This window comes from Haladaptatus halobius, assembly GCF_020618475.1.
GTDB classification, from domain to species: Archaea; Halobacteriota; Halobacteria; order Halobacteriales; family Haladaptataceae; genus Haladaptatus; species Haladaptatus halobius.
On record NZ_CP085342.1, the window covers coordinates 151,069 to 176,079 of the forward strand.

Annotated in this window: 31 protein-coding genes; 18 read left to right on the plus strand and 13 right to left on the minus strand. The window is 53.9% G+C overall.

Features of this window, described 5'->3' with window-relative positions:
* The first annotated feature begins 24 nt into the window (after positions 1 to 24).
* The 3 genes from LIW51_RS38025 (at position 25) to LIW51_RS38035 (ending at position 2,074) form a co-directional block, all read left to right on the plus strand.
* On the plus strand, positions 25 to 657 hold the full coding sequence (locus LIW51_RS38025; RefSeq protein WP_227380867.1) for a hypothetical protein: 633 nt from the start codon (positions 25 to 27) through the stop codon (positions 655 to 657).
* Positions 658 to 671: 14 nt separating this feature from the next.
* A complete protein-coding gene (locus tag LIW51_RS38030) occupies positions 672 to 1,298 on the plus strand; it encodes a hypothetical protein (protein WP_227380868.1) in 627 nt (208 codons plus the stop codon).
* Positions 1,299 to 1,432: 134 nt separating this feature from the next.
* Complete coding sequence (locus tag LIW51_RS38035; protein WP_227380869.1) at positions 1,433 to 2,074, plus strand: hypothetical protein; 642 nt, start codon at positions 1,433 to 1,435, stop codon at positions 2,072 to 2,074.
* Between the two features lie 11 nt (positions 2,075 to 2,085).
* Here LIW51_RS38035 and LIW51_RS38040 read toward each other — a convergent pair whose 3' ends face one another.
* On the minus strand, positions 2,086 to 2,460 hold the full coding sequence (locus LIW51_RS38040) for a hypothetical protein (protein WP_227380870.1): 375 nt from the start codon (positions 2,458 to 2,460) through the stop codon (positions 2,086 to 2,088).
* Positions 2,461 to 2,596: 136 nt separating this feature from the next.
* On the opposite strand from LIW51_RS38040, the gene LIW51_RS38045 reads away from it, so the two are divergent.
* The 3 genes from LIW51_RS38045 (at position 2,597) to LIW51_RS38055 (ending at position 5,192) form a co-directional block, all read left to right on the plus strand.
* Complete coding sequence (locus tag LIW51_RS38045; protein ID WP_227380871.1) at positions 2,597 to 3,307, plus strand: phosphoglycerol geranylgeranyltransferase; 711 nt, start codon at positions 2,597 to 2,599, stop codon at positions 3,305 to 3,307.
* Between the two features lie 134 nt (positions 3,308 to 3,441).
* A complete protein-coding gene (locus tag LIW51_RS38050) occupies positions 3,442 to 3,678 on the plus strand; it encodes a hypothetical protein (RefSeq protein WP_227380872.1) in 237 nt (78 codons plus the stop codon).
* Positions 3,679 to 3,932: 254 nt separating this feature from the next.
* Entirely contained in the window at positions 3,933 to 5,192 is a 1,260-nt protein-coding gene (locus tag LIW51_RS38055; protein WP_227380873.1) for a hypothetical protein, read from the plus strand.
* Between the two features lie 8 nt (positions 5,193 to 5,200).
* Here the strand turns inward: LIW51_RS38055 and LIW51_RS38060 are convergent, their stop codons facing one another.
* Genes LIW51_RS38060 through LIW51_RS38070 form a run of 3 tightly spaced genes read right to left on the minus strand, consistent with a single transcriptional unit; the run spans position 5,201 to position 5,798 of the window.
* The gene (locus tag LIW51_RS38060) at positions 5,201 to 5,395 is read right to left on the minus strand and encodes a hypothetical protein (protein ID WP_227380874.1); all 195 of its coding nucleotides are present in this window, start codon (positions 5,393 to 5,395) and stop codon (positions 5,201 to 5,203) included.
* Positions 5,396 to 5,397: 2 nt separating this feature from the next.
* On the minus strand, positions 5,398 to 5,568 hold the full coding sequence (locus LIW51_RS38065; RefSeq protein WP_227380875.1) for a hypothetical protein: 171 nt from the start codon (positions 5,566 to 5,568) through the stop codon (positions 5,398 to 5,400).
* Positions 5,565 to 5,798 carry a MarR family transcriptional regulator gene (locus LIW51_RS38070; protein WP_227380876.1) on the minus strand — a complete coding sequence of 78 codons (234 nt, stop codon included), beginning with the start codon at positions 5,796 to 5,798 and terminating at the stop codon, positions 5,565 to 5,567. Before LIW51_RS38070 ends, LIW51_RS38065 begins: the two co-directional genes overlap by 4 nt.
* A gap of 255 nt (positions 5,799 to 6,053) precedes the next feature.
* Between LIW51_RS38070 and LIW51_RS38075 the strand changes: the two genes are divergently transcribed.
* The 7 genes from LIW51_RS38075 (at position 6,054) to LIW51_RS38105 (ending at position 15,313) form a co-directional block, all read left to right on the plus strand.
* The gene (locus LIW51_RS38075) at positions 6,054 to 6,464 is read left to right on the plus strand and encodes a hypothetical protein (RefSeq protein ID WP_227380877.1); all 411 of its coding nucleotides are present in this window, start codon (positions 6,054 to 6,056) and stop codon (positions 6,462 to 6,464) included.
* A gap of 10 nt (positions 6,465 to 6,474) precedes the next feature.
* Positions 6,475 to 7,875, plus strand: coding sequence for a TrbL/VirB6 family protein (locus LIW51_RS38080; RefSeq protein ID WP_227380878.1), 1,401 nt, complete (start codon positions 6,475 to 6,477; stop codon positions 7,873 to 7,875).
* 153 nt (positions 7,876 to 8,028) lie between these two features.
* Positions 8,029 to 8,301, plus strand: coding sequence for a PrgI-related protein (locus LIW51_RS38085; RefSeq protein WP_497007430.1), 273 nt, complete (start codon positions 8,029 to 8,031; stop codon positions 8,299 to 8,301).
* 44 nt (positions 8,302 to 8,345) lie between these two features.
* Positions 8,346 to 11,258, plus strand: a complete 2,913-nt coding sequence (locus LIW51_RS38090; RefSeq protein WP_227380880.1) for a VirB4 family type IV secretion system protein — start codon at positions 8,346 to 8,348, stop codon at positions 11,256 to 11,258.
* Positions 11,255 to 11,515, plus strand: a complete 261-nt coding sequence (locus LIW51_RS38095; protein WP_227380881.1) for a hypothetical protein — start codon at positions 11,255 to 11,257, stop codon at positions 11,513 to 11,515. Before LIW51_RS38090 ends, LIW51_RS38095 begins: the two co-directional genes overlap by 4 nt.
* On the plus strand, positions 11,512 to 12,576 hold the full coding sequence (locus tag LIW51_RS38100; RefSeq protein WP_227380882.1) for a DUF8128 domain-containing protein: 1,065 nt from the start codon (positions 11,512 to 11,514) through the stop codon (positions 12,574 to 12,576). The genes LIW51_RS38095 and LIW51_RS38100 overlap by 4 nt, the downstream gene beginning before the upstream one ends.
* A complete protein-coding gene (locus tag LIW51_RS38105) occupies positions 12,569 to 15,313 on the plus strand; it encodes a type IV secretory system conjugative DNA transfer family protein (RefSeq protein ID WP_227380883.1) in 2,745 nt (914 codons plus the stop codon). Before LIW51_RS38100 ends, LIW51_RS38105 begins: the two co-directional genes overlap by 8 nt.
* Positions 15,314 to 15,319: 6 nt before the next feature.
* Here the strand turns inward: LIW51_RS38105 and LIW51_RS38110 are convergent, their stop codons facing one another.
* The gene (locus tag LIW51_RS38110; protein ID WP_227380884.1) at positions 15,320 to 15,640 is read right to left on the minus strand and encodes a DUF4326 domain-containing protein; all 321 of its coding nucleotides are present in this window, start codon (positions 15,638 to 15,640) and stop codon (positions 15,320 to 15,322) included.
* Positions 15,633 to 16,127: a helix-turn-helix domain-containing protein gene (locus LIW51_RS38115; RefSeq protein WP_227380885.1), complete on the minus strand. Its 495-nt coding sequence runs from the start codon at positions 16,125 to 16,127 to the stop codon at positions 15,633 to 15,635. The genes LIW51_RS38110 and LIW51_RS38115 overlap by 8 nt, the downstream gene beginning before the upstream one ends.
* Before the next feature lie 543 nt (positions 16,128 to 16,670).
* Between LIW51_RS38115 and LIW51_RS38120 the strand changes: the two genes are divergently transcribed.
* Entirely contained in the window at positions 16,671 to 16,811 is a 141-nt protein-coding gene (locus LIW51_RS38120) for a hypothetical protein (protein WP_227380886.1), read from the plus strand.
* 787 nt (positions 16,812 to 17,598) lie between these two features.
* Positions 17,599 to 18,261 carry a thermonuclease family protein gene (locus LIW51_RS38125; protein ID WP_227380887.1) on the plus strand — a complete coding sequence of 221 codons (663 nt, stop codon included), beginning with the start codon at positions 17,599 to 17,601 and terminating at the stop codon, positions 18,259 to 18,261.
* A gap of 259 nt (positions 18,262 to 18,520) precedes the next feature.
* Here LIW51_RS38125 and LIW51_RS38130 read toward each other — a convergent pair whose 3' ends face one another.
* Both LIW51_RS38130 and sp36 read right to left on the minus strand, forming a co-directional pair.
* Positions 18,521 to 19,540, minus strand: coding sequence for a DUF7972 family membrane protein (locus tag LIW51_RS38130; RefSeq protein WP_227380010.1), 1,020 nt, complete (start codon positions 19,538 to 19,540; stop codon positions 18,521 to 18,523).
* The gene (sp36, locus tag LIW51_RS38135) at positions 19,537 to 19,761 is read right to left on the minus strand and encodes a Sp36 family protein (protein WP_227380888.1); all 225 of its coding nucleotides are present in this window, start codon (positions 19,759 to 19,761) and stop codon (positions 19,537 to 19,539) included. The genes LIW51_RS38130 and sp36 overlap by 4 nt, the downstream gene beginning before the upstream one ends.
* A gap of 96 nt (positions 19,762 to 19,857) precedes the next feature.
* Here sp36 and LIW51_RS38140 point away from each other — a divergent pair, with 96 nt between their 5' ends.
* Positions 19,858 to 20,277: a hypothetical protein gene (locus LIW51_RS38140; RefSeq protein ID WP_227380889.1), complete on the plus strand. Its 420-nt coding sequence runs from the start codon at positions 19,858 to 19,860 to the stop codon at positions 20,275 to 20,277.
* Between the two features lie 170 nt (positions 20,278 to 20,447).
* Here LIW51_RS38140 and LIW51_RS38145 read toward each other — a convergent pair whose 3' ends face one another.
* The 4 genes from LIW51_RS38145 to LIW51_RS38160 form a co-directional block, all read right to left on the minus strand.
* Positions 20,448 to 21,167 carry a DUF2270 domain-containing protein gene (locus tag LIW51_RS38145; RefSeq protein WP_227380890.1) on the minus strand — a complete coding sequence of 240 codons (720 nt, stop codon included), beginning with the start codon at positions 21,165 to 21,167 and terminating at the stop codon, positions 20,448 to 20,450.
* 25 nt (positions 21,168 to 21,192) lie between these two features.
* On the minus strand, positions 21,193 to 21,450 hold the full coding sequence (locus LIW51_RS38150) for a VIT1/CCC1 transporter family protein (protein ID WP_227380891.1): 258 nt from the start codon (positions 21,448 to 21,450) through the stop codon (positions 21,193 to 21,195).
* A gap of 120 nt (positions 21,451 to 21,570) precedes the next feature.
* Positions 21,571 to 21,825: a DUF5789 family protein gene (locus LIW51_RS38155; RefSeq protein WP_227380892.1), complete on the minus strand. Its 255-nt coding sequence runs from the start codon at positions 21,823 to 21,825 to the stop codon at positions 21,571 to 21,573.
* 353 nt (positions 21,826 to 22,178) lie between these two features.
* The gene (locus tag LIW51_RS38160) at positions 22,179 to 22,853 is read right to left on the minus strand and encodes a bacterio-opsin activator domain-containing protein (RefSeq protein WP_227380893.1); all 675 of its coding nucleotides are present in this window, start codon (positions 22,851 to 22,853) and stop codon (positions 22,179 to 22,181) included.
* A 506-nt stretch (positions 22,854 to 23,359) separates the two neighbouring features.
* Here LIW51_RS38160 and LIW51_RS38165 point away from each other — a divergent pair.
* Positions 23,360 to 24,163, plus strand: a complete 804-nt coding sequence (locus tag LIW51_RS38165; RefSeq protein ID WP_227380894.1) for a TrmB family transcriptional regulator — start codon at positions 23,360 to 23,362, stop codon at positions 24,161 to 24,163.
* Positions 24,164 to 24,237: 74 nt separating this feature from the next.
* Positions 24,238 to 24,552, plus strand: coding sequence for a DdfA family disk-determining factor (ddfA, locus tag LIW51_RS38170; RefSeq protein WP_227380895.1), 315 nt, complete (start codon positions 24,238 to 24,240; stop codon positions 24,550 to 24,552).
* 53 nt (positions 24,553 to 24,605) lie between these two features.
* On the opposite strand, the gene LIW51_RS38175 is transcribed toward ddfA, so the two are convergent.
* Entirely contained in the window at positions 24,606 to 24,944 is a 339-nt protein-coding gene (locus LIW51_RS38175; protein ID WP_227380896.1) for a DUF7344 domain-containing protein, read from the minus strand.
* Positions 24,945 to 25,011: the final 67 nt, after the last annotated feature.

Sequence of the window (25,011 nt, forward strand, 5' to 3'; positions counted from 1 at the left end):
ATACAAGTGTGAGCTAGGATGGCCGTGTCTAATCTCCGCCGAGCTGATACTGTTGGACCCTCCTTAGCGGAACGTATTGAGATCTCCTCAGGAGCTCAATTGTCTATTCAGTCGCTTATCTTTGAAGGTGTTGAACCACTCGTTGAGGATTATCCATTCTCAGATCAACAGATTATTCGGGGATCCTTTTTGTACGATGAGCCATCTGAATACACTTCTGGACGAGAAATTGATGTTGATTTTGAATATCGATCTGGTTCACAACTATTCATTTTAGAACTAGATACAGACGTTAGATCGCTAGATAGCGTTGTTCAGAGCCTTACTGAAGCTATTCCACAAGAGTTCATCATCTACCGAAATCTCCATGCTCCTGAGGATGCATTGTGGTCATTCCTCGAACACGCAGATAGGATACTGGAAATCGATATTCTTGATGAGGGCCAAGAAGTTCCATATGATGAAGTTGAGGGTGTTCCTCGGGAGGAGGTGATTGGCAACTTTGCCATTGAAAAAGCGGAAGTCGGATTCAATGTTGAGGAACATTCGATAATGGTTCGATATCAAGGTGGGGATCTTCAAATCAACTCAGATTGGGAATACGGCCGAGAATACATCATTCAGATCTTTGAACGGGAAGTTCTTGCAGACGCGTAAAACTCAATATGTCGATGGGCGATCTCTCACGATGGCACTCGCTCACACAAAGCTTTCAGAATTTTGTCGATTATTATCGTGGAACGAACATTTCTTATGCTGCTATCACTGTCTCAACAATTCTCTTTGGAGTAAATGGATTCTTTTCGCCTGTTTGGATTAGGTTCTTTCTTGGAGGAGGAGCTGTCACCATATTTTCTCTTTCAGTGATTTACAAATATTGGGAAGGGAAACCATTTGGAGTTTCAGTAGATACTACCCCCTCACATCTTGTGGATGGAAACCGCCAACCCGATAAAATGGGAGAACGCCGGGATATCGCATTAATTCAAAACGGGGAGGTTTTGCTCCATGGTAATGTACTACTTTCCCGCTTTTCTGATCAATTTGTACTAAATATCGACTCATCCGAAGATATTAACGCTGAGCTTAGAGCAATTCCCCGCAGCGAACATGATTATAATCCAAGAACCAACGTACTCAAATGCGACAATGTAACAGAGTATGAATTTCCAATTACAATTGAGGTCTTTCCAAATAGATCTGTTGCTGAGGGTGGTCGTTACTTTTGGTTAGAAATTTCGGATGGTAGAAGCAGTCGTTTACTCGAAAAATTTGACGTTATCAATGTAGATCCCTAGTAGTATAATATTGAAAATCGACGCTAACAAGCGTGCCCCTCAATGTTCTCGACTTAGTTGCTATCCCATGAAGTAACAAGCGGGTGAGTTCTTGAAACATGGTTGTTAAGTAGTGAGTTTCAGTAAAATTGCCTATGTCGGATTTCCTTCGACCTATCGTTGAGAATTTTGATCCAATCGATTCTCTCCCAGGTGATGAGGAGATGGAAGCAGAGTTACCGGAGAATCCTAGTGTTGAGGACATCAGTGAGGCAAGGAGTTCACTGACTAATGACCAAACACCCGGTGCTGCTCTTTTCACGGACAAAATCCTTGCTGAACTGTTGCATCTATCTGATCAAGCAAGAGACCGAATAGAAGAGGTTGATAATGCACCAGTAGTTGAATGGGATGGGGAACAGAAAGACGATATTCATCTGTTTTTTGCGTTTATTGGCCAAGCTCAGGAGTACCTCCTCCGTCAGGCAGTCATTAGGAAAGTAATCAGCGATGATGCCACGACAGATGCGATGAAAGAAAAGATATTAAGCGACAAAAGAGGCCAACCAATGTCTACAGGGCAGTGCTTAGATTATCTCCACCGTGGCGGATTTATTGATGACGGACTCAAAGGTGAGATTGGGCAAACGCGTAATCAGCGTAACGAGGCCGTCCACGATATTCGGCGGTGGATATTTGCGAACTTTGACCCAATCGATCTCCAGTCGGATATTGCACGTGGAGAGCGGACTGTAGTGCGACTTTTAGAACTCGTTTATGGCTTCGATTTAGAGTAAACGTACAATCGCTATTCTACGGACAAATAGTCCGGGTGAATCCAGTCTAAGCCATCAAGGCGCGGTTCAAGCCATGCCTCGAAGTCGTCCGACTGATCTTCGTCGGTATGTCGCCACACGATAACTGCATTCTTGCTGTCCACTTCTCGTTCGTCAAACGGAGCTAACGACGCAAACGCGGGCGGATTCAACGTATCCCAATGGTAGAGTGCTCGCTTACCATCGATAGAGAGACCGACTAATTTCGTGTGACTGTACGCACGGCTCAGAACTTTGCTTGCCATTAGTTCGGCATCCTCTTGCGATGTCTCGCGGAGTTCGGCGATTTCCTCGGACAGCTCCTTAAACAGTTTGTCGCGCCCAAACGGGACGAGCTTGTGATTCATAGTCAATAGACGAACCAGCATAATAATAGGGGTGAGCCATCCCCGGAGTGAAAGTGACGTACTCAAAGCACGGAGACCTGTAGTTCGATACAACCAGAGAGAAAGCGGTTTGCACGTGATGGGACTACGGTAAGCTATGGCGGCTGCGTGGGCAGAGTGGGATCACGTCACGAAGATCGACCCAGACAAAACACTCCCCGACGGGGATACCTACACAGCAATCGCTGAGACAGGAACAGATGCACTCATTCTCGGTGGCACCACGAACGTCACCGAGTCTAGTGTTCAATCGCTTCTTGCTACACTTACTCCGGCTGAGATCCCGATCTTCGTCGAGCCGACCTATTGCCCAACTCAATTCCATCGTGAGGGACTCGTTGGCTACCTGGTTCCGATCGTCTTGAATGCCGATGACCCACTGTGGATCACAGGAGCGCACCACGAATGGGCTCGCTCCTCCGATCTCGAGTGGGACTACGTCCACCCAGAAGCCTATATTGTTCTGAATTCAGCATCGTCAGTGGCGACGTACACGCAGGCCAACTGTGACTTGGATGTCGATGACGTTGTTGCCTATGCGGAACTTGCCGAACAGATCCTTGGCCAGGAGATTATCTACCTCGAGTATTCCGGCACCCTCGGCGATCCAGCTGTTGTCGCTGCGGCACGAGATGTCCTTTCGTCAGCACGGCTCTTCTATGGTGGCGGGATTCACGACTACGATTCGGCCTATGAGATGGCAAGTGTCGCTGACACAGTCATCGTCGGTGATGTCCTTCATGAGGCTGGTATCGAGGCGGTCGAGGCAACCGTTCGCGGAGCAAAAGATGCGCAACATGAGTCATAATCGTGCCCTCTACGATCACAGCGGAGATTGAGGAAATCGAGAGTCTGAGTTTGCAACCAGTTGCTCTTTGGTTAGTATGAGCTGCTAACTACTATCGCCCACCGATTTAACCCGTTCGCGCACAACCACTCGGTATGAGTGAGAATGCTGCAATCATCGCCCGAATTATCGAGCATAACACGGGCGGGCAAAACCGTGCGACAATTGACCGCCCCCATATTGGTGTGATCGCAAGTCAGCATAGCCGCTTTGACGGAGATCTCGACGACGCGATAACCGAGGCCCTTGCCGAGGGGTACATCGAGGAACAGGATGGCGAGTACGTCGCGACAGAAAAAGTCTGGACTTTCATTCCCGGTACGACTCGCTAGCGCGTCGTTCGATCTGATTGCGTGTTGTCCTCTTCTTACCTTTCCGCCGCTCTTCGACCGTTCCTAGTAGTGGCTCTGTTGACACCCTCACCGGCTGCCAAGAGGTGTGCGCTGTATACAACGCAAACACATAAGATTGGTATCTTATAAGAAACCAACTTAACTATTATTAGTAACTCTCAAAAAACTTATCTTGAAGGAGGTAATAACTAATTCTAGAAACGCCGCCTGCACCGAAACACGAGTGGTCCCCTATGACATCGACTCCAACCTCTGATAAAGATGGCCGCAGATCGCGCAGTAGACGGGCGTTTCTGGCGACAACCGCCAGCCTCGGCCTTGCTGCACTCTCCGGGTGTGTCTACGGCAGCGGTATTGGTGCAGTTGATGATGGATCGAGCGGCACCAATAGCACGAATTCAACAGGTGGCATGCCGTCAGGACTCGATCCAACCAAATACGCTGACCAATTCAAACACCGGGTCAACATCGCAAACAAAGGCGCAGATAACACTGGAAAGCAAGCGATCGATGATGTTCTTGAGCAGGTAATTGACGACGATACGCTCGTCTACTTCCCACCTGGTCGATATAAGCTGAATACGAGCCATCGTCATGTTGGACTCCGCAATCTCGGCATTGTTGGGCAAAATGCCGTCCTCACGCACGGCCGTGTGGACGCGATTGAGGGGTTCGACGTGACCGAGGGAGAGTATCATGGGCCAGCTCAGCATTTCAAAATCGGGGTGCCTGACACGCCACACAAGGGTTCCTTCGTGTTTGGTGGGTTCACGGCTGATTGGCGTGGGAAGAACGAAGGGATGCAGATTCTGAATCATCACACGGCCGGGAAATCGGTGATTCAGAACATTCGGCACGGAGGCCTTACGTACCAGAAGACGATCAACACGCGCGATACATACGATGGTGGCCCATACGCTGGTCGGTCGTGGGCGACGTCGGGAATTACGATGCATCCACGCACACAGGGGAAGCTCCGCTTAGAACACGTGATCTGTGGTGGGTGGCCCGACAACGGGATCTACTGTATTGGCGGCCAACCCGGGTCGGGTGACGGCACTGTCGAGGTCATCAACTGCATTTCGGGGAATTCACAGGCGTCAAACATCCGAATTGGGGGAAAGAATTCGAAGATCATCGGTTGCAAAGTCATTATCGATGAGTCGTTCGGGGAGGAATTCTACTACGAGCAGCGCCCGATCCGGTTAGATGACGGCTCTTGCACGATCAAGAATACACAGATCATCCAGAAGAAGCCGACTGGCTGGAGCATCACTGTCCAGCACGCCATTCAGAAAGCGATGATCGAGAATGTTTCAATAACAATCCATGATACGCCGATGAAGGCACTCGTTGTCGATGATGCTGCGAGCAACGTCACTGTTCGGAATCTGAAGGTTCAAACGCCCGGCTGGCAGGGAACGGAGAGCATGCTCTTTCGTGGGTCGGGCGACGTGATGGAGAATATCACGGTAGATGGGAAGCCGATTTGATCCCGCGATCAGATTTTTCTGATCTCTCGGAGGACACCCACGACGCAGATGAGCGAAACAAGAAACGCTACTGGTTTTGCCCATCCGTCGGGAAGGTACATCGAAAGGTAGTACCAGAACCCAATGAAGGAGAGACCGAAAACGATGAACGGTGCTCCAACTGCAAACAGAAGTGCAGATGCACCTTTGCCGAGAGTTCCCATCGTCACGCCCTCCAGTTTGCGATGGCGGCCGTACCAAGGATGATGAGGAACGACCCTATTCCCTCGATCCCAAACGCATAGCAAACGACGAGAGCGACGAGAATTGCGCCCCAGAAGCGCACTTTTCGACTGTGCTTGATCGCATTGATGAGTGTGGTTTTGAGTGAGGTCATGAGTCTGTCTCTTGGTCGTTCGTGGTGTTTTCGCGTGGGTCGGTGATGAGGTGGTACAGTGCTGATTTGGCGTGGATGTTTTCGATATAGCCTGCTGCTTCCAGCACTTCTAATCGTTGATGGATATACTGGCGTGTGTAACCTGTTTCATCGACCAGATATGATTGCGTTCGATCTCCCTCGTGAAAAAGGTCGAGTAATTGCTTGTCCACATCCTTTAGTCGTACCATCAGTTGCATATCGTAGCTTATCATACGTAAATATTATTTGTAATTGACCTACCGAGTTTACGGTCAGTCAAGTAAGCTCTGTAGACTACTGTCCGTAAACTATTTGTTTCTCTCTGTTGTTCAGTAGGATGTAATATGGTTCCCTCAAGAAACCGCGAACAGAGCAGCAGAGATACGTCAGAAACAGCACCTGGAGAATACGTTTCACAGACAGTAGCAGGCACTGTTGATGCAGGCATTGAACTAGTGGACACGGTGGCTGTGCGTGTCGGACGAGCGGTTGGAATCAAGGATGAGACAGTCGCGAAGGCGATTCCGAAGGCATACAGTGTCGCCCTCACGTCGGGGCTTGTTGTTGGCCGTGCGGCCGCTCAGTCGAGTGGGAGCGTGAATGTATGTGGTCAATCCGAATTCATTGGGCAGGCACTCCCGTTCTTCCTCACTGCTGGTGGGACATTCCTCGTGGGTGCCTATGCGCTCAGCCAGCTCATCGGGGGTGGTGGCCAAGCATTGACGATGTCGAGCGGGAAGCAGGGCACGTTCAAACAGATGCAGATGAGAGGGCACAAGGGATTCATCAGCGCGCTTGTCGGCCTCTCATTGCTTGGCATCATGATGGGCTGGATGGCCTTCCCGGTCGATACCAGTTGCATCCCAGCGGTCTAAGGAGGAACGCATGCACGCCAACACCCGACGAGTGTTGGTTGTCAGTTTTACCGCGGCCCTTCTCGTGCCACTGCTGATTACTCCGGCGCTCGCCGCCGCCCCTCACTCGTCACACCCGATGCTCCAGGTCACATCGCCTAACGGATCCACGTCCAATAATTCGACGACAACGACGCCAGCCAACGGCTCACATGCGCCGGGCAGTGGCTCGTCGGGTGGTGGTGGATTCGGCTTGATGCCAGATATTCCGGGTCCGAAAGAGACCGCGAAGATCTTTGCGAATTATCTGGCTGGCACGTGGCTGGTCGACCAATTTACCACGGCATTCAAAGACTTCATCAACGCCTTCACCGGCTTCATCGTCGGGACACCATACCCGACGAACGACGGCTATCTCGGTATCCTTGGCTACCCAGTGGAGAACCAGAATCCCAATTGGAACGATGTCTTCTGGAAGTTGTACGTTCCATACGTCGGGTCAACGTCGATGATACTGCTGGTATTGAATCACTGGCTGTCAGGGATCAAGGTCACGATGCCCGGTATCGGACGGAATCTCGATGGTGGTGACTTGCTTGTCAAAACGACTGCTGGCGGGATGTTCATCGGCCTCTGGTGGCAACTCGGGACGGCGATCGCCCGGCTGAACAATGCCTTTGCGACTACGCTCGCACCGAGCGGTGCGGAGATGGTCACCACGCTGAATGGGTTGGCCAAAGTCGCCTCTGGAGGTGTCCTCACAATCCTCTTGACACAGGGGGCGAGCCTCTCTGAGGTCTTTGCCTTGGCACTCATGTTCGGCACGCGCCACGCGTTGATTATCCTCTATCAAGTGTGCATGCCAATCCTGGTGATCATGGCGCTCACGGCACCGGCTGAGTGGATGCGTGGATTCTTCGCGCGATTGGCGTGGCACTACCTCACGCTCCTGATCCTCGTCTTTCCGGCGGCCTTCCTCCTCCGACTCGGGTTGATTATCGACTTCGATTTCGGATTCGGTCCGCTTGGAGACGTACTCGTCGGAACGGGCTTCCTCGGTGGCGCGATCTTGTCGGTCGCGATCCTCGGCTGGACGTCGATCGCGACGCGGCGCTATGCAGGGAAAATGAGCAGGGCAGCGAACGAGAGTCGCCCCTCGAAGGAGGGAATGGAAAGATCCTACGAACGTGCCAAAGAGCGCAAAGAATCAGCGACCACGTGGATCCAGTCCCGTGAGCACCAGCTCCGAAACATCCGCCAACGCGCTAGTGAGCGCACGGAATCCGCTAAGCAGTGGGTCCAGAGTAAGCAAGACGGATTTCGAGCTGTTCGGACCGATGGCGGAAAGGAAGGCATGCGGAAGCGACGTGCGAACAGCCGAGATTGGGATTACACAGCAGAATCGAACAGAGCGAGTTCAGACGATGACTGAGACTCTGAATTGTCGTGCACCCACGGAGGACGGGGCCTGTCCTCCCACTCGCAGTCAAGCAGTGTCGTTTGCTGACGGCACTGTGCTGCGGTGATTCACCACACAGACAGCCCACTCATGTTAGATTCAACCGGAGCAGAAGTCCTCGATCAAATGGCCAGCGGACGGGATGTTTTCGGCCGTTGGGACATGAACGAACTCGTTCGTGCCATCTACCCGGCACTCGGGATACTGGTTCTGACGCCGTTTCTCCCGAAACGGCTCCAGATCGCGGGTATTCTCCTCACGCTCGCTGCGCTAGCGAGTGCAGGGATTGTGCTCGCTGTTGAACCAGAGTACCTCACAGTAGGCGAGTTCGTCGCTCAACGGACGAAATGGCTCACCCGGCAATCGGTGAAGCTCCATTCTCGTCACAAACGCCGCTAACTCCACAGTATCGCCTGTAAACCAACACCCCGCCATTCAAGCCAATGAGTCAGAACGCCCAACCCGCAAATGAGCATCCGACTGCGCAGAAACTCTTCCGAACAATCCCTCTCGTCCGTCGATTCGTGACGAGTGAATCCGGCCAATCCACGCAAGACTGGATCCCCGTGAATCGACCACTTCCGGCACACAACGCCATTGAATTGGCAGACCGATCGGTCGTTGCCGCAATCCGCGTCGATCCAGCGAACATGAGTACGAAAACGGCGTCCCAGTGGGAGGATCGCATCAAGCAGCTGGATGAAGCCCTCTCAACAACCGTTGATTTCGAGATCGAGCAGTACAGCACGCTTCGCTCGCTCGATAAACAGAGCTATCGCGAGGATTATCACGAGATGGCGGCTGAACGGCCCGACGAAAAGGATCTCACGGGGATGAACCGCCTGCAACGTCGCCTGCTCGATGAACGAGTGGAGATCATCGACGATGACCACGAGAGTGTGCTCGTTCGCGAGCACTACATTCTCGTGAAGGTCATGCCGGTCGAACTCTCCGAATCGTGGGATGACGCGGCTGGACTCTTCGGGAGTGCGACCAACCTCCCGCTGATCGGCGACCAGATCAAGGCTCGTCGGATGAACAACTACGGCGATGACCTCGAGAAGCTTCGCACTGACTTGACTGCTCGCCTGAACAAGCGGGTTGACAGCGTCGTTCAGGCACTCGGAAGCGTCGATGGGATCACTGGGACGCCCATTTCGCTTGTCGAGTTCTCGCGGTTGCTTCGCTCCTTTTACAGAGCAGATAACGCTGCGACAATTCCCGATGGGACGATTCGGGCATTGATCCATGACTCTCCGGTTGTGGGTGCGGACGCCGATGTAGACGCAGATTACGAGGTCGATGTACAAGCGAAGGACAGCGACCCGCTCGCCGAGAACTATCGGTCATTTCTCGCTCCCGAGTCGGTGCGGTATGATGATCAGCGCTATCTCGTCCTGGACGAAGAGACCTACGTCCTTGGAATGTGGGTCGAGAACTGGCCGGAAAATCCTGATATCGGCATGTTTCGCGACGTGCTGAACACACCCGGCGTGCATATTACACTCTCAACGCACGCGCTTGGGGTCTCAAAATCCGACGCTCGGCAACAGTCCCAGAAGAACAAGATCAAACACAAAAGCGACTACGAGAAGAAAGAGCAGGAAGGGCACTGGGGAGCCGAATCGGCCTATCGCAAGTGGCAGGCCGCCTCGGACATCGAAGATGCGCTGACCGACTCAGGGTCGGGGCTGTTCATGACATCAACGTACGTGAGCCTTCGTGCCAGTTCTGAAGAGCAGCTGCTGGATGCGGCGAAGACGATGAAACAACGATTCAAAGAGCAACCCGCTCGGTGTGAAGTCGTTCCTGCCCACTTCCAGCAAGAAGAGATGGCTCACTCGGCCGCGCCACTCGTCTATGATGCGATGAACAAGGCCACACCGATGCTTGGGCGTGCACTGGCAAAGCAGATGCCCTACACGTCGAACAACATCTACGAGCCGTCGGGAATCGAGGTTGGTATCCATCATGATCGGGACGAACCCACGATTGTTGATCCGTACCTTCGGGGGATGGGCTACAATATGATGGTGTTCGGCAAAATCGGGAGCGGCAAGTCCACCACGTCGAAGAAAATCTTGACGCAACTCAAAGAGAGAAATCCCGAGATGAACGTCGTGCTCATCGACCCACTGGAAGGGCTTGCAGGCCCGTCGAAGCTCTTCGATGCCGAGCAGATCGTTGTGGGCGGAGAGACGGGCCTCAATCCATTAGAGATCAAAGAGACGCCCGAGGAGAAGTTATCGGTCGTCGGGCGAACCACGCCGTTCAGCGAAGCGATGGAACGCTTCATCAGTTTCGTGGAGACGTTCTACGACCTCGAAGGGCGAGAACTGGAAGCAGAGAAAAAGAACGTCTGGGAGAAAGCCGGACGGCGTGCCTACAACGAGAAGGGGATCACGAAGGACCCGAGCACGCACGGCAACGAATCGCCGACGCTTCGCGATGCGATTCAGGAAATCGCTCATATCGCCGGAGTGGGCGACAACCCGGACATTCACCAGATGGGCGACCTCCTCGACGCTGATTTGAGCGAGACGGACGTCCCGATGCGAACGCGCCAAGCTGCCGAGCGGGTTCTCTCAGAGGATATTGAAGCGTTCCGGACGCGCTATCGCCACTTTACGAAGGAAACCGGCTTCGACTTGAACGCCGATGGCGGGAGTTTCTACCTTGACCTGCAACTCAAGGAGGGGAAAGGTGAGACAGGGCTGATGCTCGGGCTGCTCCTGACGTCAGTCTACGAGATGGCGAAGGAAAGCGACGACCCGACGATGATCCTGATTGACGAAGCGCAGTATCTCACCAAGCACGCGGACAACCTGACGTTCCTTGAGCAGGTCGTTCGCCACTCCCGGCATTACAATCTCTCGCTGTTGTTCAGTACACAGTCGATCAGCGAGTTCTACGCGAAGGACGACGAGGGGACGAGTGCGCTCAAATCGCAGGCAGAAGTCATCTTTAACAACTCCTCGATGATGTGCTTCCACCACTTGGACGATATGACGCCCGAGTTCGGGAGTGAAATCGGGCTCAACACCGAGGAAGCGAATTTCGTCAACAGCGCCCTGCCGGGCGATAAGGACCGTGGCTATTCGGAAATGTTGCTCGCCGTGGACGAGGATGGAACACGGGAGTGCTACCCGCAGCGGGTTGAGATGAGTATGGATGTTAATCCGGTCGAGTTCTCGATCGTCGATTACGAACCGAGTGACCACGGCAACTGGCACGAGTACTTAGAGCGCCAACTTGGCGACCGTTTCGATGATAAGCAGCACTCCAGTGATGAGTTGGACAGTGAGACAGAGGCGCACCGTTCGGTAATGGCGGCTGACGGAGGTGAGCAGGAATGAGCCTCCTGTTCCAGGCTGTCGAGATCGTAGTGACCGCGTTTCAGACACTCGCGAGTATCCCACTCATCCAGCAGTTCTCAACGTTCCTCGCTGAGCGGATGTTCGCGGTCTTCTTCACGAACAGTCTCGTGCCGGCGTTCCTGGGCTACTCGGCATCGGAACTCAACGCATTGCTCGGTGACATCGTTGCGTCGTATATGGCGATCATCGGTGTGCTGATCGGAGCCTCGAAACTCATTCCGGGGGCGGGCCGATGAGCCGCTTTAGTCGGTCAGCCGAGTACCGTGCTGCACAACTCGGTGCAGCGTCCAACAACCAAGCCAGTGATGAGCTCATTCGTGTTCGGCCGTTCAAAGACGACGGCGGGATAGACACCGCGATCGAGTGGTTCGAATCAGTCCATCCCTCTCACTCTGACCTGAGTGGCAAACGAAGCGTGCCCCGTGCAGCAGAGATCATCTACGATGGCGAACAGATCAGCTTCCGGTATCTCCCGTGTAGCGACGATTTTCACTGGTTCCTGACTCGACTCCGGCACAAGTATCCTGATTCGGACGTTCGGCGGGAAGAAGCCGACCTCATACACATCGATGAGGGGGATTACGTCGCCGGTGGTGAATGGACGCTCCGTAAGCACCGATGGTGGCCGATTCGCCGCCGTGACCTCGAAGGCTTCCGCGAAGACGACCCATACGAGACCGTTCTCGGCGATATCGTGGATGATGCGGTGAAAGCAGGCGGTGCAACTGGTCGAGAGCCGATTCGGAGCGTCATCCAAGTCATGTTTCGACCAACAACACGAAATTGGCAAACGGGGAACCTTCTCACGACGAACCTCACCGAACTTTACTATCATTTGAACGGCGTCTACACGATTCACGACCTCGCCGAAACCAAGCGCGAAAAAGAGACGGCCGATGCAACGGAGATCGGGAACGTCCTCGATCGACGCGCGAAAGAGAAGGCGTTTGATGTGATGATTCGCCATCTCTCGGTCGGTGACGACAAGGAAGCAGTCAAGCACCATGCCGAGGCGGTCGGTGCCTCCTTCGCGAGCTACTACAACTCAAAGACCGAGCAGGCGTTCATCGTCGAGCCGAGTAGTTCGCCGAACGCATTGGCGGAGACGATGGCCCGCCGTGAGTGGTCGGGTGAGAAGATGCTGCTCACGTCGCTAGAGATCGCTCCAATCGTCCACCTACCACCAGCGGATATCTCGATCGCCCAGCTCGACCGCCGCCAGACCAAACGCGGTGAAGAGGTACCAGTCGGGTCCCACGAGCACAGCGGGTACATCACGGGGGAGAAAGATGCTTAACCGGCTCTTCGGTCGTGGAGAAGACGATTCTACGGATAAATCAGCGGAGGGTAAAGTCGAAGAGAGCGCTTCCGTTCCGACGACGATCACGAACGAACCGTACGGGTTCACGAAAACAGGCGCGGAGTATGCGGCGGATGGCATGACCGAAACGATCACTGAAACCGAAGAGCAGGGGCCAGTGGCAGGCCCAGATATCCGCGAATTGCTCGAACGTGCCCGTGATCATCCAGACATGCCACTATGGCTTGGGTACAACGACAGCGCCCAGCAAGGCTTCGATCCAGCCCCTGTCGAGTTCAATCAGCTCTTTCAGCATCTCTGGGTTGTTGGGACTACTGGTGCCGGGAAGACAACTGAGATGCTGAATTGGATGGTGCAACTCGCCTGGGCAGGCTACGGGTTCATCTACTTCGACCCCAAGGCCGAGGACAGCAAAGAACTCCTCCAGAAACTTCCCGAGTATCGGCATGACGACATAATCTGGATCGAGCCGGGTGACGACGACCACGATCGGAGTATCGGGATCAACTTCCTCGAAGTGCCGGACTGTGAGAGCGAGATGGAGCTTGAACAGCACATCACCGACCGTATTCAGGTGCTCAAGGCCGTTCTCTCAGGTGACGACTACTGGGGACCGCGGATGAACGCCATCGTGGAGTCGATGGCACGGGCGATGATGCAGGCGAATCACGAAATCGAGGACCCAGACGAGCAGTACTGTGTGCTCGATATGTACTTCGTCCTCCTGAACGCCCAGCGGCGCGAGGACTTCGCCGAGGAAATCGATGATCCGTGGGTCGGCGAGTTCGTCTCCGAAATCGCCGAAATGGATGACGACGCTGTGCGACCCGTGATTACGCGGCTGAAACCGTGGGTCGAGAGTCCCGTCACCCGCCGGATCGCAGGCTGTCGTGCGAGTACGATCGACTTTCGGGACATCCTTGATGACGAGAAGATCGTGATCGTTCGGACGGCCGTCTCTGACGATGATATCAAGCAACTCGTGACGCTGGGCACGCTGCGACCGCTGTGGAACGCGATTCAAAACCGCTCGATCGAAGGAGCCGAGAAGACGCCCTACTTCGCCATCCTTGACGAAGCCGATCGCGTCCTCCACAAAAATCTTGACGTCGATGACATGCTGGCACGCGCCCGCTCAATGCGCCTCTCAGTGACGTTGGCGTGTCAGTACCCGACGCAGCTCAAAGAGTCAGGCGTGCTCAAACCAGTCAAGAACAACTGTAACACGGGTGTGTTCTTCCGCGTGCTGGACGACGAAGACGCTCGGCCGCTCACACGGCGTTTGAGTGACTGTGATATCGAGGACTTCACCGAACTCGAAAACCATCGAATATGGTCCCGTATTCCGCTTGACGGTGGCACACGCTTCTCTGGAGCGCTCAAGCTCAAGACCTTCGCACCGTATCCAAATATTCGGGACGAAGACGAAGCGGAGGAGATTATCACTGAAAGTCTGGAGCGGTTTGCTGCCCCGCCGCTCACGGACGACGAGATGATGCGCCAACTCAAGTTTGGCGGGATGAACGAAGCCGTTACGCCGGGGAAAGCCAGCGCGAAAACACTCGACACGGCGAATGATGAGCAGGCGCGTGACGCGGCACTGAAAGCCATCTACGACGAGAGCATCCGACAAGGGCGGCCGGGTGACTTCATTCCAATTGAGGCGTGTCTCGATCGACTAAACGACTATCTTCCCGCGAGGGGCGGGGTTGAGACCGCCGAACGAGCATGGCGGCATGTCCTCAAAGATATTCCCGAAGCTTACCTCAAACATCGCGAAGAAAACGGGCAAAACCAGGTCAAGGTTCTCTCTCGAAGCTTCATGAACATCGGCGATACGGAGAACGACGGTGGCGTAGATCACTGGGCACCGATGGCCGACGCCTACGTGCCACTGACACAACTCGGCTTCACTGTTGATATCCTTGCACAGGATACTGGCGATATGCCAGACGCGCTCGCCAGCGTTGATGACGCATTAGCTATCCCAGACGACGCGGATAACGAAGATATCGCCGACGCTGTTATGCGCTACCGAAAGCACCATCCCGTGATGAATCGGTTGGCTGGTGCTCGTGAGGTCTACATCGAAAGTGAACACACGACCGGTGATAGCCAACCCTCACAGACTGTCCGCAATGTGATGCAGGCAGTCACCGAAGGGAAGCGATGCCTGCTCGTCTCGCGGGAACAGACGGCCAGACGTGTCCATACGACGCTTCTCAAGGAGCCGAAGGGCTGTCACAAAGACCATCCTGTCGATGGAGAACAGCGCTTCTACACGCTCACCAGCGACGTGACGATCGACGGCGACCCAATAACTCGCCCCGGAAGCAGCGATAACGTTTGGGTATACGAAGAGAGCAGCGGGGAGTACCTCCTTCGCGACGACGACGGAACGGAGCACGCCCGCTTTGAGAGCGCCGACGCCATCTTTGAGGACGCGACCGCCTACCCGAAGGGTGGTGATCGGTCAGTGAAAGCTCCGATCGTCCCCGAATACGACACGGACATGCTGGATATCATCGTCGTCAAAGAGGAGGCGAAAACACCAGCAGACTTGTTCCTCTATCGTCCTAATGGCGACCATATCCCGCTGGATATGGCCGCCGATGTAGAACCAGTAAGCCCCACTGAAGAGTCCGATCCCGACACCGAGGACGGAGGCGGTGCATCAGATGTGTTCGACCGACTGAACTCACTTGACACCTGATTCAGTTCACTTGTTCTGCCGAAGATATTCAAGGATCACATCGCCGTGGCACGCTTTTGGCGTGCACCAGCATCCCAGCGTCTCGCCGAGTAACTCCTCTTTTGCCTGGTCTCGTAGTTCTGCCTGCTCGTTAGCATACCACCACTCCCGATAGGCTTCGACACACCCCTCCCGCGTGTATTGTCCCCCATCCTTCTCCATACGGAACGGGTTTCCGTACTTCGTGGAGCGGTCAATCATCGTCACGCCGTTGCGACCATGGTTTCGGACGTTGACGAGGGTCGTCTTAGGGCTCCCTGTAAGGGTGGTTTGCGTCGAGTTATTCATCGTTCTCTCTCCGACTTCGAATCAATGCCTCGATCGTGTCGGCGACCGGGATACCCTCATCTTCCAGGGCAGCAGTGAGCGCCCGGAGTTCCTCTTTCAGGTGCTGGTTCTGCTGCTCCAATTCATCGACACGACGTGCTAAGTCGTCTACTGAAGCTGTTTGGCCGCCCTCGCTATTGAGATACTCCTCCACGAACGTCTCTCCGTCGTCGGTAAACGCCCACACTCTCGCCCGAGAGCCACGGCCGGCATACTCCCGCCCGCTTTCCTCGATCAACCCCCACCGCTCCAGGAGCTCCAGATGGTGTCCGATGCTCCCCGTTGGAACGCCAGCACGCTCCCGAAGTCGAGAGGTATTAAGCGTTGAACCATCAGATTGTTGAAGTACCCTGAGCAGGGCGCGACGACGGTCGCCTAAATTCTCAGCCATCTCCTCAAACGTCAGTGCATCATCGTCACTTGTCTCAGGTTCTGGAGAGGTGCTCATAGTAGCCATATTTTCCCCGGAAGGCCATAATAATATCGCAAGGGATAGCTATATTCAGACTTCCCGAAGGAAAAAGACTACACAGACAATCATCGGTAAGCAATAGAGAACAGACAGGGAACCAAACGAACTACCAACCAACAAACATAGGCGGAACACTGGAAATACAGGGGGGGCGACCGACAGGGCGGCACCCCCCTCATACGAAGAGAAAATGGCACCCCAAACTATCGAGAAAATGAACACCCTACAGGAGCAGATGATGAACAGTATACGCGAAAAGGGCACCCCAATAGGCGACCAGCAGCGGTGATGCGAGGGAGTAGCCAGCCGGGAGCAACAGCACCCGGACAGTCTGCCATGAGCGAATCCTCGAGGTCGACCAGGACACGAAGAATGGGACAGTCCACTATGCAGAACAGCCGGGGAAGAAGAACACCGAGAGATGGGACAGTCGGGCCGTGCCGGATAGCCGTGAGAAAACGAACAACGAAAGGGGGACAGTCCAGGAGTGCGACCAGCGGATCCGCTGAGAACAGCGTGGTGCCAACAGGAACAGCGATACAGCACTGGTGGCAAGCCGCCATGAGGAGCACCGGGCAGTGTGCCGGACAGCAAGAAACCGCACAGCGGGAAGACCGCAACAGCAACAGCACAGCGACCGCGACAGCGGAAGTGGAATGACGGCCAGCACAAACGAGTATGGCGAGAGGCCCTTGGAATAGCAACAGACGAGAGTACAGGGGACAGTCTGCCCTGCCGGGACAGAAGAAGAAACCACTGAGCGCCTGTGTAGGGTGCCAGTATCCGCACTGGAGTGGGGTGCCGACGAGCGACACGCAGTCAACCAATCTTGGTGCACTAACTGGGGTGCCAGCGGCACGTGCTCACGGAATGTCCGTGTAACGGCAGAAGTGGGGTGCCACATGGGCGCCATACTGGGGTGCCAACAGGAGAGCGACGTCTTCCATAGAACGCACGAGTGAGTGGCAGTGAACAGCACTGCCAGACTGTCCACAGGAAGTCAGGGGACTGCCGTAAGCCAAGTACAGGACAGCACATTGGACTGTCCAAGAATACAAGCACAGTAGAGATAAGCAGGTCAGAGCCCGGTGGACTGTCCTCTGCGTATTAACAGGAGAGTGTTAGGTTTAGCGACGGTGGGACTGTCGAGCGAGCACTGTTTACAACGGAACTCTGGTGTGTCACCAGTGGGACTATCATGAGCGCTCTGACTGACTGTCTATCCGGTGGAAAAACAGATGAATTCCGGTGTGTTTCAGCTGGGTAGGCACCCCTTCTGGTTTCTGTCGGCCGACTGTCCACCGTTCGCCAGTGGCGGTCATTCGGCGCTGCTGGGCGGGCGGCCGAGGCCGGTCGGTGCGGACCGTTTGGTGCGCTTCCTTTCGCTCGCCATCGCGCATCATTCGGTACCCGCAACGTTGAACTAAACAGAGTGACGACCACCGGTATGCATCGGTCGCTCCCCGCGTTCAGCCTGATACTGCTCATCGTGTGTGCAGGCTGTCTCGGTGGTCTCGGATTCGGTAGCAGTAGCGAGACTCCACCGCCGACCACCACGAACAAGGAGACCCAGACGACTACGACCGTCAGCACGACGACAGCAGTGGGAGAGTCGACTACTGCGACCACGACGACCACAGAAACCCAGACGCAGACACGGACGCAGACGACGTATCTACGGCAGCCAACGACGGCGAACATTGAGACCCCTGAGGATAGCAAACGCTTCCAAGCGCGTGTTATCAAGGTCATCGATCCGACAACGCTCAAGATCAAACATGATGGGAAGAACCAGACCGTCGATTTGATCGGCGTACGCGTCCCTGACAGCGGCCAGATCCATAAGAAGGCAGTTCGCTATACGAACTCACAATTGGATCATCAAGTCGTGACAGTCGTCTCTGATCCACAGGTGGGTACAACAGACGACGGTCACATGCACGCGTACGTCTACATCGGGAATTTCATGGTCAACACTGATTTGATCCGTATTGGCTACGCTCGCGTGCCAGACACCGGCTTTAGCAAGCGCCAGGAGTTCATGACCAAACAACAGGAGGCCAAGCAAGGCGGCTACGGTTTGTGGAAGAACACCACGACAACAGCCTAACCACCCTCAGTCGACGGATATTCTGCATCGAACATTCACTGCCGCCTGTTGCACTAAGCAGTTGTGGTTACACCACGCGAAAACAGTAACATCTTTGGCAGCTGAATTGCTGTGCCCCTGCTCTTATCCTTTTCCAGGATGTTGCGTTGCTATGAGTGTTATTGCTGAATTTACGGTGCCAAGTGACGCACTCGCCCTCTTGAAGACACTCGACCAATTTTGAAGTATATAGACCTCACGATGGTTGCTAAGGCATGAATTACCGTTGTGAATCCCGAAGGATCAACGGTTCGATAGCAAGCGTTCTCTTCGCAACGGTGACAACTCGTAAGACATACGATGTAAAGAGGAAAAATGGTACTAACGTTATTGTGAACGCCAGACCGATCGTCCACGCCATATTCGTCACGCCGAGCGTACTCCCTGAAAACGTAGTCGCATTAACAATCGTGAGCATAATCCCGGCGACGACAAGTGCTGGGATCGCTGCATACAGAATCATTTGTGAGAGACTCACAAGTGCCCACTCAAAATAGAGGGTCTTGATATGTTCACGAGCTGGGCCGAACAGGCTCAATGCCGTTTTCAGATCAGTTAAGAGCGTGATCTCTTCCTCGGAGAGACTCTCTTCATAGTTATTCATGAGTCGTTCGACTTGGAAAACTTTCCATGAGTAATTGAAATTGAGTGCGGCAAAGAGCACGTCGAACGTACCAAATTTGGCGCCATCAAGCTGATCACGAACAACTTCCGAATTTCCAGTGAAACTGTCGGTGAACTCGTCAACTTCCTCTTGAAGTTGATCATTGTCGTTTTCGGACAGACCCTCTTGAAGGGCGACGGCTCGCTGCTCGGCCACATCGATCAGTTCTCGGAGGAATGCCGACGGATCTGCAGGACTCGGTGAACCGATCAGCTCCTCGGCATAGTCACGGAAGTCCATCGAATTCTCCATGCGTTCGCGTTGCTCGCCGAGCGGGCCGTTTTCCTGGGAGATGACGAGTTGACCGATGGTCACGACGAGCGTCACGCCAGTGATGATGGCCCCAATCATCGTCGAGAACATCGTCTCAATCATGTCTCCGGATTGAAGTTGTTGCTGCAAGGGTGGAGACAGGAAGGTCACCGCAATGACAAAGACAATCAGGACTGCAAACGCTAAGACGGCCGTTACGTGGAGGCGGTTCGCGGCGAGCAAGAGCCAGATTTTGAGCCGACTCTCGCCTGCTCGCTCGCGCATTGTATTGGCCGTACTGATGTCAGAACTCTCATCGCTCATGATTCTGCGTCCTCACCGGCGCAGGTATCAGCTGCAGCTGGTCGTTTAAACACGAGATACTTGGTGCCGCCACCCGTGTATTCGATCGTCTCGCTCAGTTCCCACCCATCTTCGCCGTAGGCATTCAATTCCTTTTGCGGATCATCGGCTTCTTTTTTGGTTTCACCACGCGGTGGTCTCAGCGTCTTATACTCCCATTGAGTTCCCTGCGTTTGACTCATTACGTCTCTCTGTTAGACTCAACGGGCCTAAGAATGCTGATCGATAGACGGAAAATGGATAGCCACGGCCGGACCGGCTAGTCGTGAGGACTAAGCATGCGGCACCAAGTCATAGAAGTAATGAATCAATGGATCCGCGTTGTGATGATCACGATACTGGTCGTGATGGTCTCGATGACGAGTGGCTGTCTAACACTCGATCCAACGGTAACTCTCGGTACTGCTGATTCATCCATTTTCAAAGGTGCGTCGACAACTGATTCAGTTGCAGCAGGGAAAGTCGATACACGAGTCACACTCACCGATGAGGCAACGACCAGTGACGGAGTGACCCAATTGAACGTGATTGATGCGACAGGCAAAGCAGTCTATAAGACGCCTGTTGAAAGTGGCGAGACGTCAGTCACACTCATGCTGCCGACAACTGGTACGGTGACAATTGTCGCGGTTAATACAGTCAATGGAACGGTTGTTGAAACACGGAACGCGACAATCACTGGCAAGAGCGTGATTTAAATGACCATTCTCGGTTCTGTGGGAGAAAAGATAAATTTAGTATAGGGCCTAGCCAGAAAGTATAGCAAACTGGAAGAAAAATCTAGTCAATGCGAGAACGAGAGCTTTACACCAACAGAATTGCTTGAACTGATAAGTGATCAGTGGCCTGTTGAAAAGGACTGAGGAACTCATTCCGAGTCGTTCCACTTTTCCTGCTCAACGTGCTGCCGGTCAAAATCCTCCTTGGCGTGCCGGGGACGCGGTCGGAACGTGATCCACAGTAGACCGAGATAAAAGACAGCAACAAGACCGAGAATGATGGTTCCTGGTACGATCCCGATCGCGGCGTTTTCGATCCATGTTCCATTTTTTGCGAAGGCGACAATGCGAAAGAACCAAGCAGCGAGTAAGATGAACAACAGTGGGAGATATACTCTGCGCAGTCGTCGAGCGACGGCCTCTGGATATGGAGTTTTCAACGTCGGATCGCGCAGATCATCAGTGAGTTTTCGTCGCCAATCGTGATGTTCAACGCCTTGAGATGGATCAAGTGCGTTCGAGAAGAGGTTCTCCTGGAGTATGCGTATGCGCGCTCGGTAGAGATCATAGTCTTGATAGCGACGTGCTTCGATCGCAAGAAAAACTGTTGTAACGATGATTCCAGCAAGAAGGACAGCAGGTGTGCCACTCGTTGAAAAGCCATAGGCAAGTAAGGCCGCAATGACTGTCACCGTCCACTTCGTCGTTTCATCGAGCCGTTGGCGCCACGTCGTTACTCGATCCATTTCACCGCGATAAAAGTGGGCCATCACGGAACCAAGACCAGTACTTTGATCGACCATCTCGCGTCCGATTTCGCGCTCTTCCGGCGCTTCCGGGTCGAATTCACGGTTCTCATCGGTATTCATATCACTGATTACGTACTCTCGTTCCTTAACTGACCTTGCTCAATTCACTAGGCAGAATGATGCTAATGACCGCAACGACAATGCCAGCGAGCCTCATCCGGATGCCAGCGATATACCACCGCTGGCGGGAGATCGACGCCATACAGACACCAAAAGCGAACAGCACGCCGACCGCGACAGCGACCGAAAGGATCGTGGCTTGGAGCAACGAGAGTGCCGTGTCTGCAAACAGAAAGGGCGTGAGCGGCAGCACGAGTCCGAACAACGGTCCTAGCCCACTCATGAGTACATTTATGACCTGGTACGAGACACAAGTATTCGACACTGCTGATAAGCTCTTTGCGGCTGATCTGGATGGCGTGATCAGATACTATATCAAAACAAACACTGCGAAACTGGTTTGCTATTCCTCTCGGTTTAACTGATTTAGTATGTCGTTTTGGACTTCGTCTATGGAGTTGTATGTTTTATTGTCGACTGAACTAAACACTTCCTCGATAGATTGTGTGCCGCTCGACGATTCGACCTCATAATTGCCATACGCTGTAACCAACTCGTCTAATGTCACTGGATAGTCTTGAGCCTCGAGGATCTCATCAAAGTCACCAAGTTCACCGCCTTGTGATCGTTCCTCGATTGATGGTCGATCGTCACTCATAGGCTTGTTTAGATTCACAAGCCAGAATAAGCTGTTGGCTGATTCACCAGATTATTACCGTGGGGTTTCCACTTCCGCTTCTCAAGTTATGGGGGAAAAGGGATTGGAGTAAGCGATCTCGATTTTAAATAAGCACTTTAAACGCTGAGTACCCGTGCACGACAGATGTAACTCCAATAGAGTCATGTGTTTTTCGCCAGCTCCGGCAATTTGCTATTGATGGCGATCTTAACCAACAAACCCGGTAGCCACCCACTCAGTGTTGGTTAAGATCATACGTTCGTCTGTCGAGCTTCAGACTAGGAGCCAATCCCCTGTTGAGAGAGACAGTTTTCTCTTTCACCAGTTCTCCGTTAGAGATTACGACTTGTATTCTCATTGCCGGAGATATTTGGGATGACTTCCTTGAGGATTCCTTTGGTTCCTCGCCGGAGACGCTCGGAAAGCGCTTGGTGTGACACGCCAAGTTTCTCGGCCAATTCTGATTGATCAACCACTCGCGGGATGTCGTAGTAGCCGTGTTTGGTGGCCAGGGCAAGCGCTTCTTGTTGGTCGTCGGTGAGATCGAACCGAACACGCTGGGCGCTATCGACATCGTAGATCCGGGAGATATCAAGCGTGAATCCATGTTCTTTCGCATATTGACTGACTGCCGAAATCTTGTTCTGCTCGGGGAACAGCACACGAAGATTCCACTGATCGTTGTGCGCGGTTGCCCGTTGCACGGTCGCGTCCTGTTCGAGCAGCATATACGCGATGATTTGCGTCTTGTTGACCCATTCCATTCGGTAGAGCCATTCGTCTTCGAGTTCGGTGAGAAGCTCGACATTCCCAATACTTGGGTCGTCTTCGAGTACCGCTGTCAGCGTCTCAAAATCACCGTTGGATGCCCAGACAAATGGCATTACGTAATCTGTATCGTGTGCGACTACCCGGTCGATGGTGAACACCATTTCGGGCAGGCGCTCCAATGTCTCGGATAATGCGAATTCCTCCGCCGGGATACTGAATTCCGCGATTGTACTCATGTCTCTACGTGGTTTTCAGCGCTTATGGGAGTTACGGGACACCGGAGCTCCAGCCAGTGCCGCGATCACATATCCCGTGAGAACAGATAGATACATACTACGGATCACAATGATTTGGAGGCGGCTATCAGAGGTTTCCACTATTGCTTAAGCAGTCGCTGTTGAATCCGTACTGGCCCCAGAGCCTGATTGAGGAATCAGGTTGACGTCGTACTACAGGTACTCATCGGGGAGTTCGCCACCGTAGTCATCCGGGAGATCCGACACTGGGGTGGCGGCGTCGAAAAAGTGTCCTTAACTGAGTGACAACCTGTTCCCAGCGAAAGAGACCGACAAAACCACCACGACCAGAATATACTAGAGTGTAACTCAATTTCTCACATAACGTTCAAGGAGAACCACACCCAAGACGAAGCCAGCACGCAGACCTGTTGTGTCCTAACTACCAACCACTACGTGCCAGTTTCAGAACCACCGATGAATTCACGGAGCTTACCCCACCACCCATGACGATGGATTCGGCTGAGACCCCCAAGGGCACGGCGATCGAACAGTTCGAACAGTTCGGCTTGAGTGCCTACGCTGCCCGGACGTATGTCGCGCTCATCGGGCTTGGTTCGGGCACCGCCGCAGACGTGAGTGATGTCTCTGAGGTGCCACGAACCCGCGTGTACGATGCTGTTGAGGAACTCCATGAGCGGGGACTCGTCGATATTCAGCACTCGAATCCCAAGCAATTCTGGCCCGTATCGTCCGAAACAACTAGCCGCAAATTCGAACGCGAATTCGAATACCGCGCCGAACTCCTGACGAAGTCACTCGATGAACTCGAGCCACTCGATCGTCGGAGTGAGCAGCGTGGCGTCTGGACGGTCACTGGCCACAGAGCTGTTACCGAGCGTGTGCTGGACTTTTTCGAGGACGCCGAGGACGAAATCGTCTATATGACCGTCGAAGATCTGCTCACCGACGAGCTCGTCGACGGACTTCACCAGGCTGCCAAACAAGGCGTCACAATCAAACTCGCTGGACTCTCACAATCAGTTCAGACCCAGATCAGCGACCAAGTACCGAGCGCGGAGCTCTTCGAGTCCCTGTGGGTCTGGTCGGATACGCCAACGGGCCGGCTCATGATGATCGATGGAGAGAAAACCCTTGTGAGTGTCCGAGTCAATGGCGCAACGAGTCCGGATGACTCCATCACGGAGACGGCCATTTGGGGCGCGGGCGAAACGAATAGCCTGGTCGTGGTGTTGAGGGCGATCTTCACCTGGCGTCTCGACGAGTCAGAAGACGAGCGCTTCGAGTAGAATACGCTGTCACCCATTTCCTCACATATGCTTTAAGGACGTGAGGCCACTAGCTAGGATACCAGAGAATTACCATGACTGCGCCCACTACTACACCCGCAAGCACTGGTCGACCTGGCGCACCACCAACCCGTCACGCCAAGTCACTCACTGAGCAGATTGTCGAGGCGGTCGCCGATGCAGCCGACACTTCGCCTCATGAGCTCCCGCCGCTCTACGAAGTCGTCGATCCAGAGGCATTGAATCATCTCTTCGCGTCAAACTATGAGGGGGAGACGCGAGCAGCCGGCCAGGTCACGCTTGCGTATGCCGGTTATGAAATCGTCGTCCACAGTTCGGGCGACGTGACTATCAGCCCACTCGACGCGGCTGGTGACCAGCACGAGTAAGCCAGTTAGTCGAGCACCGCCCCTCGTTGCCAGTCGGGGTGCGAGTGGTTTCGTCAGACATCGTGGGTGGCGGCAACTGCGAGGATGGCTTCGAGGAGCGGCTCATCCTGATACTGCACGGTCTCGTCGTGCTGATCATACTCGATGACGCCAGCATCGGCGAGTTTCGGGACGTGCATGTGGACAAGCGCGGTTCGTGCGTGGTCGGGGTCAGGAACCGCCTCAACCTCCGCATGGACGTGCGTGGCAAGCTCGTCGACCGTGGCGACGTCCGTTTCCTGGTCGTTCAAGTACTGCAAAATGGTGCGTCGGTGAGTGTCAGCGAGTAGGTCGCAGGCGGTTTCGAGTGTGTGGGTTGGGTTCGATGTATGATCGGTGTTGAGTGGTGTCATCAGTAGCTCCGGTACTGTCATGGGATGAGAGGGTAGTGCCACCAGAGATCAGCCACTCCATTATCGC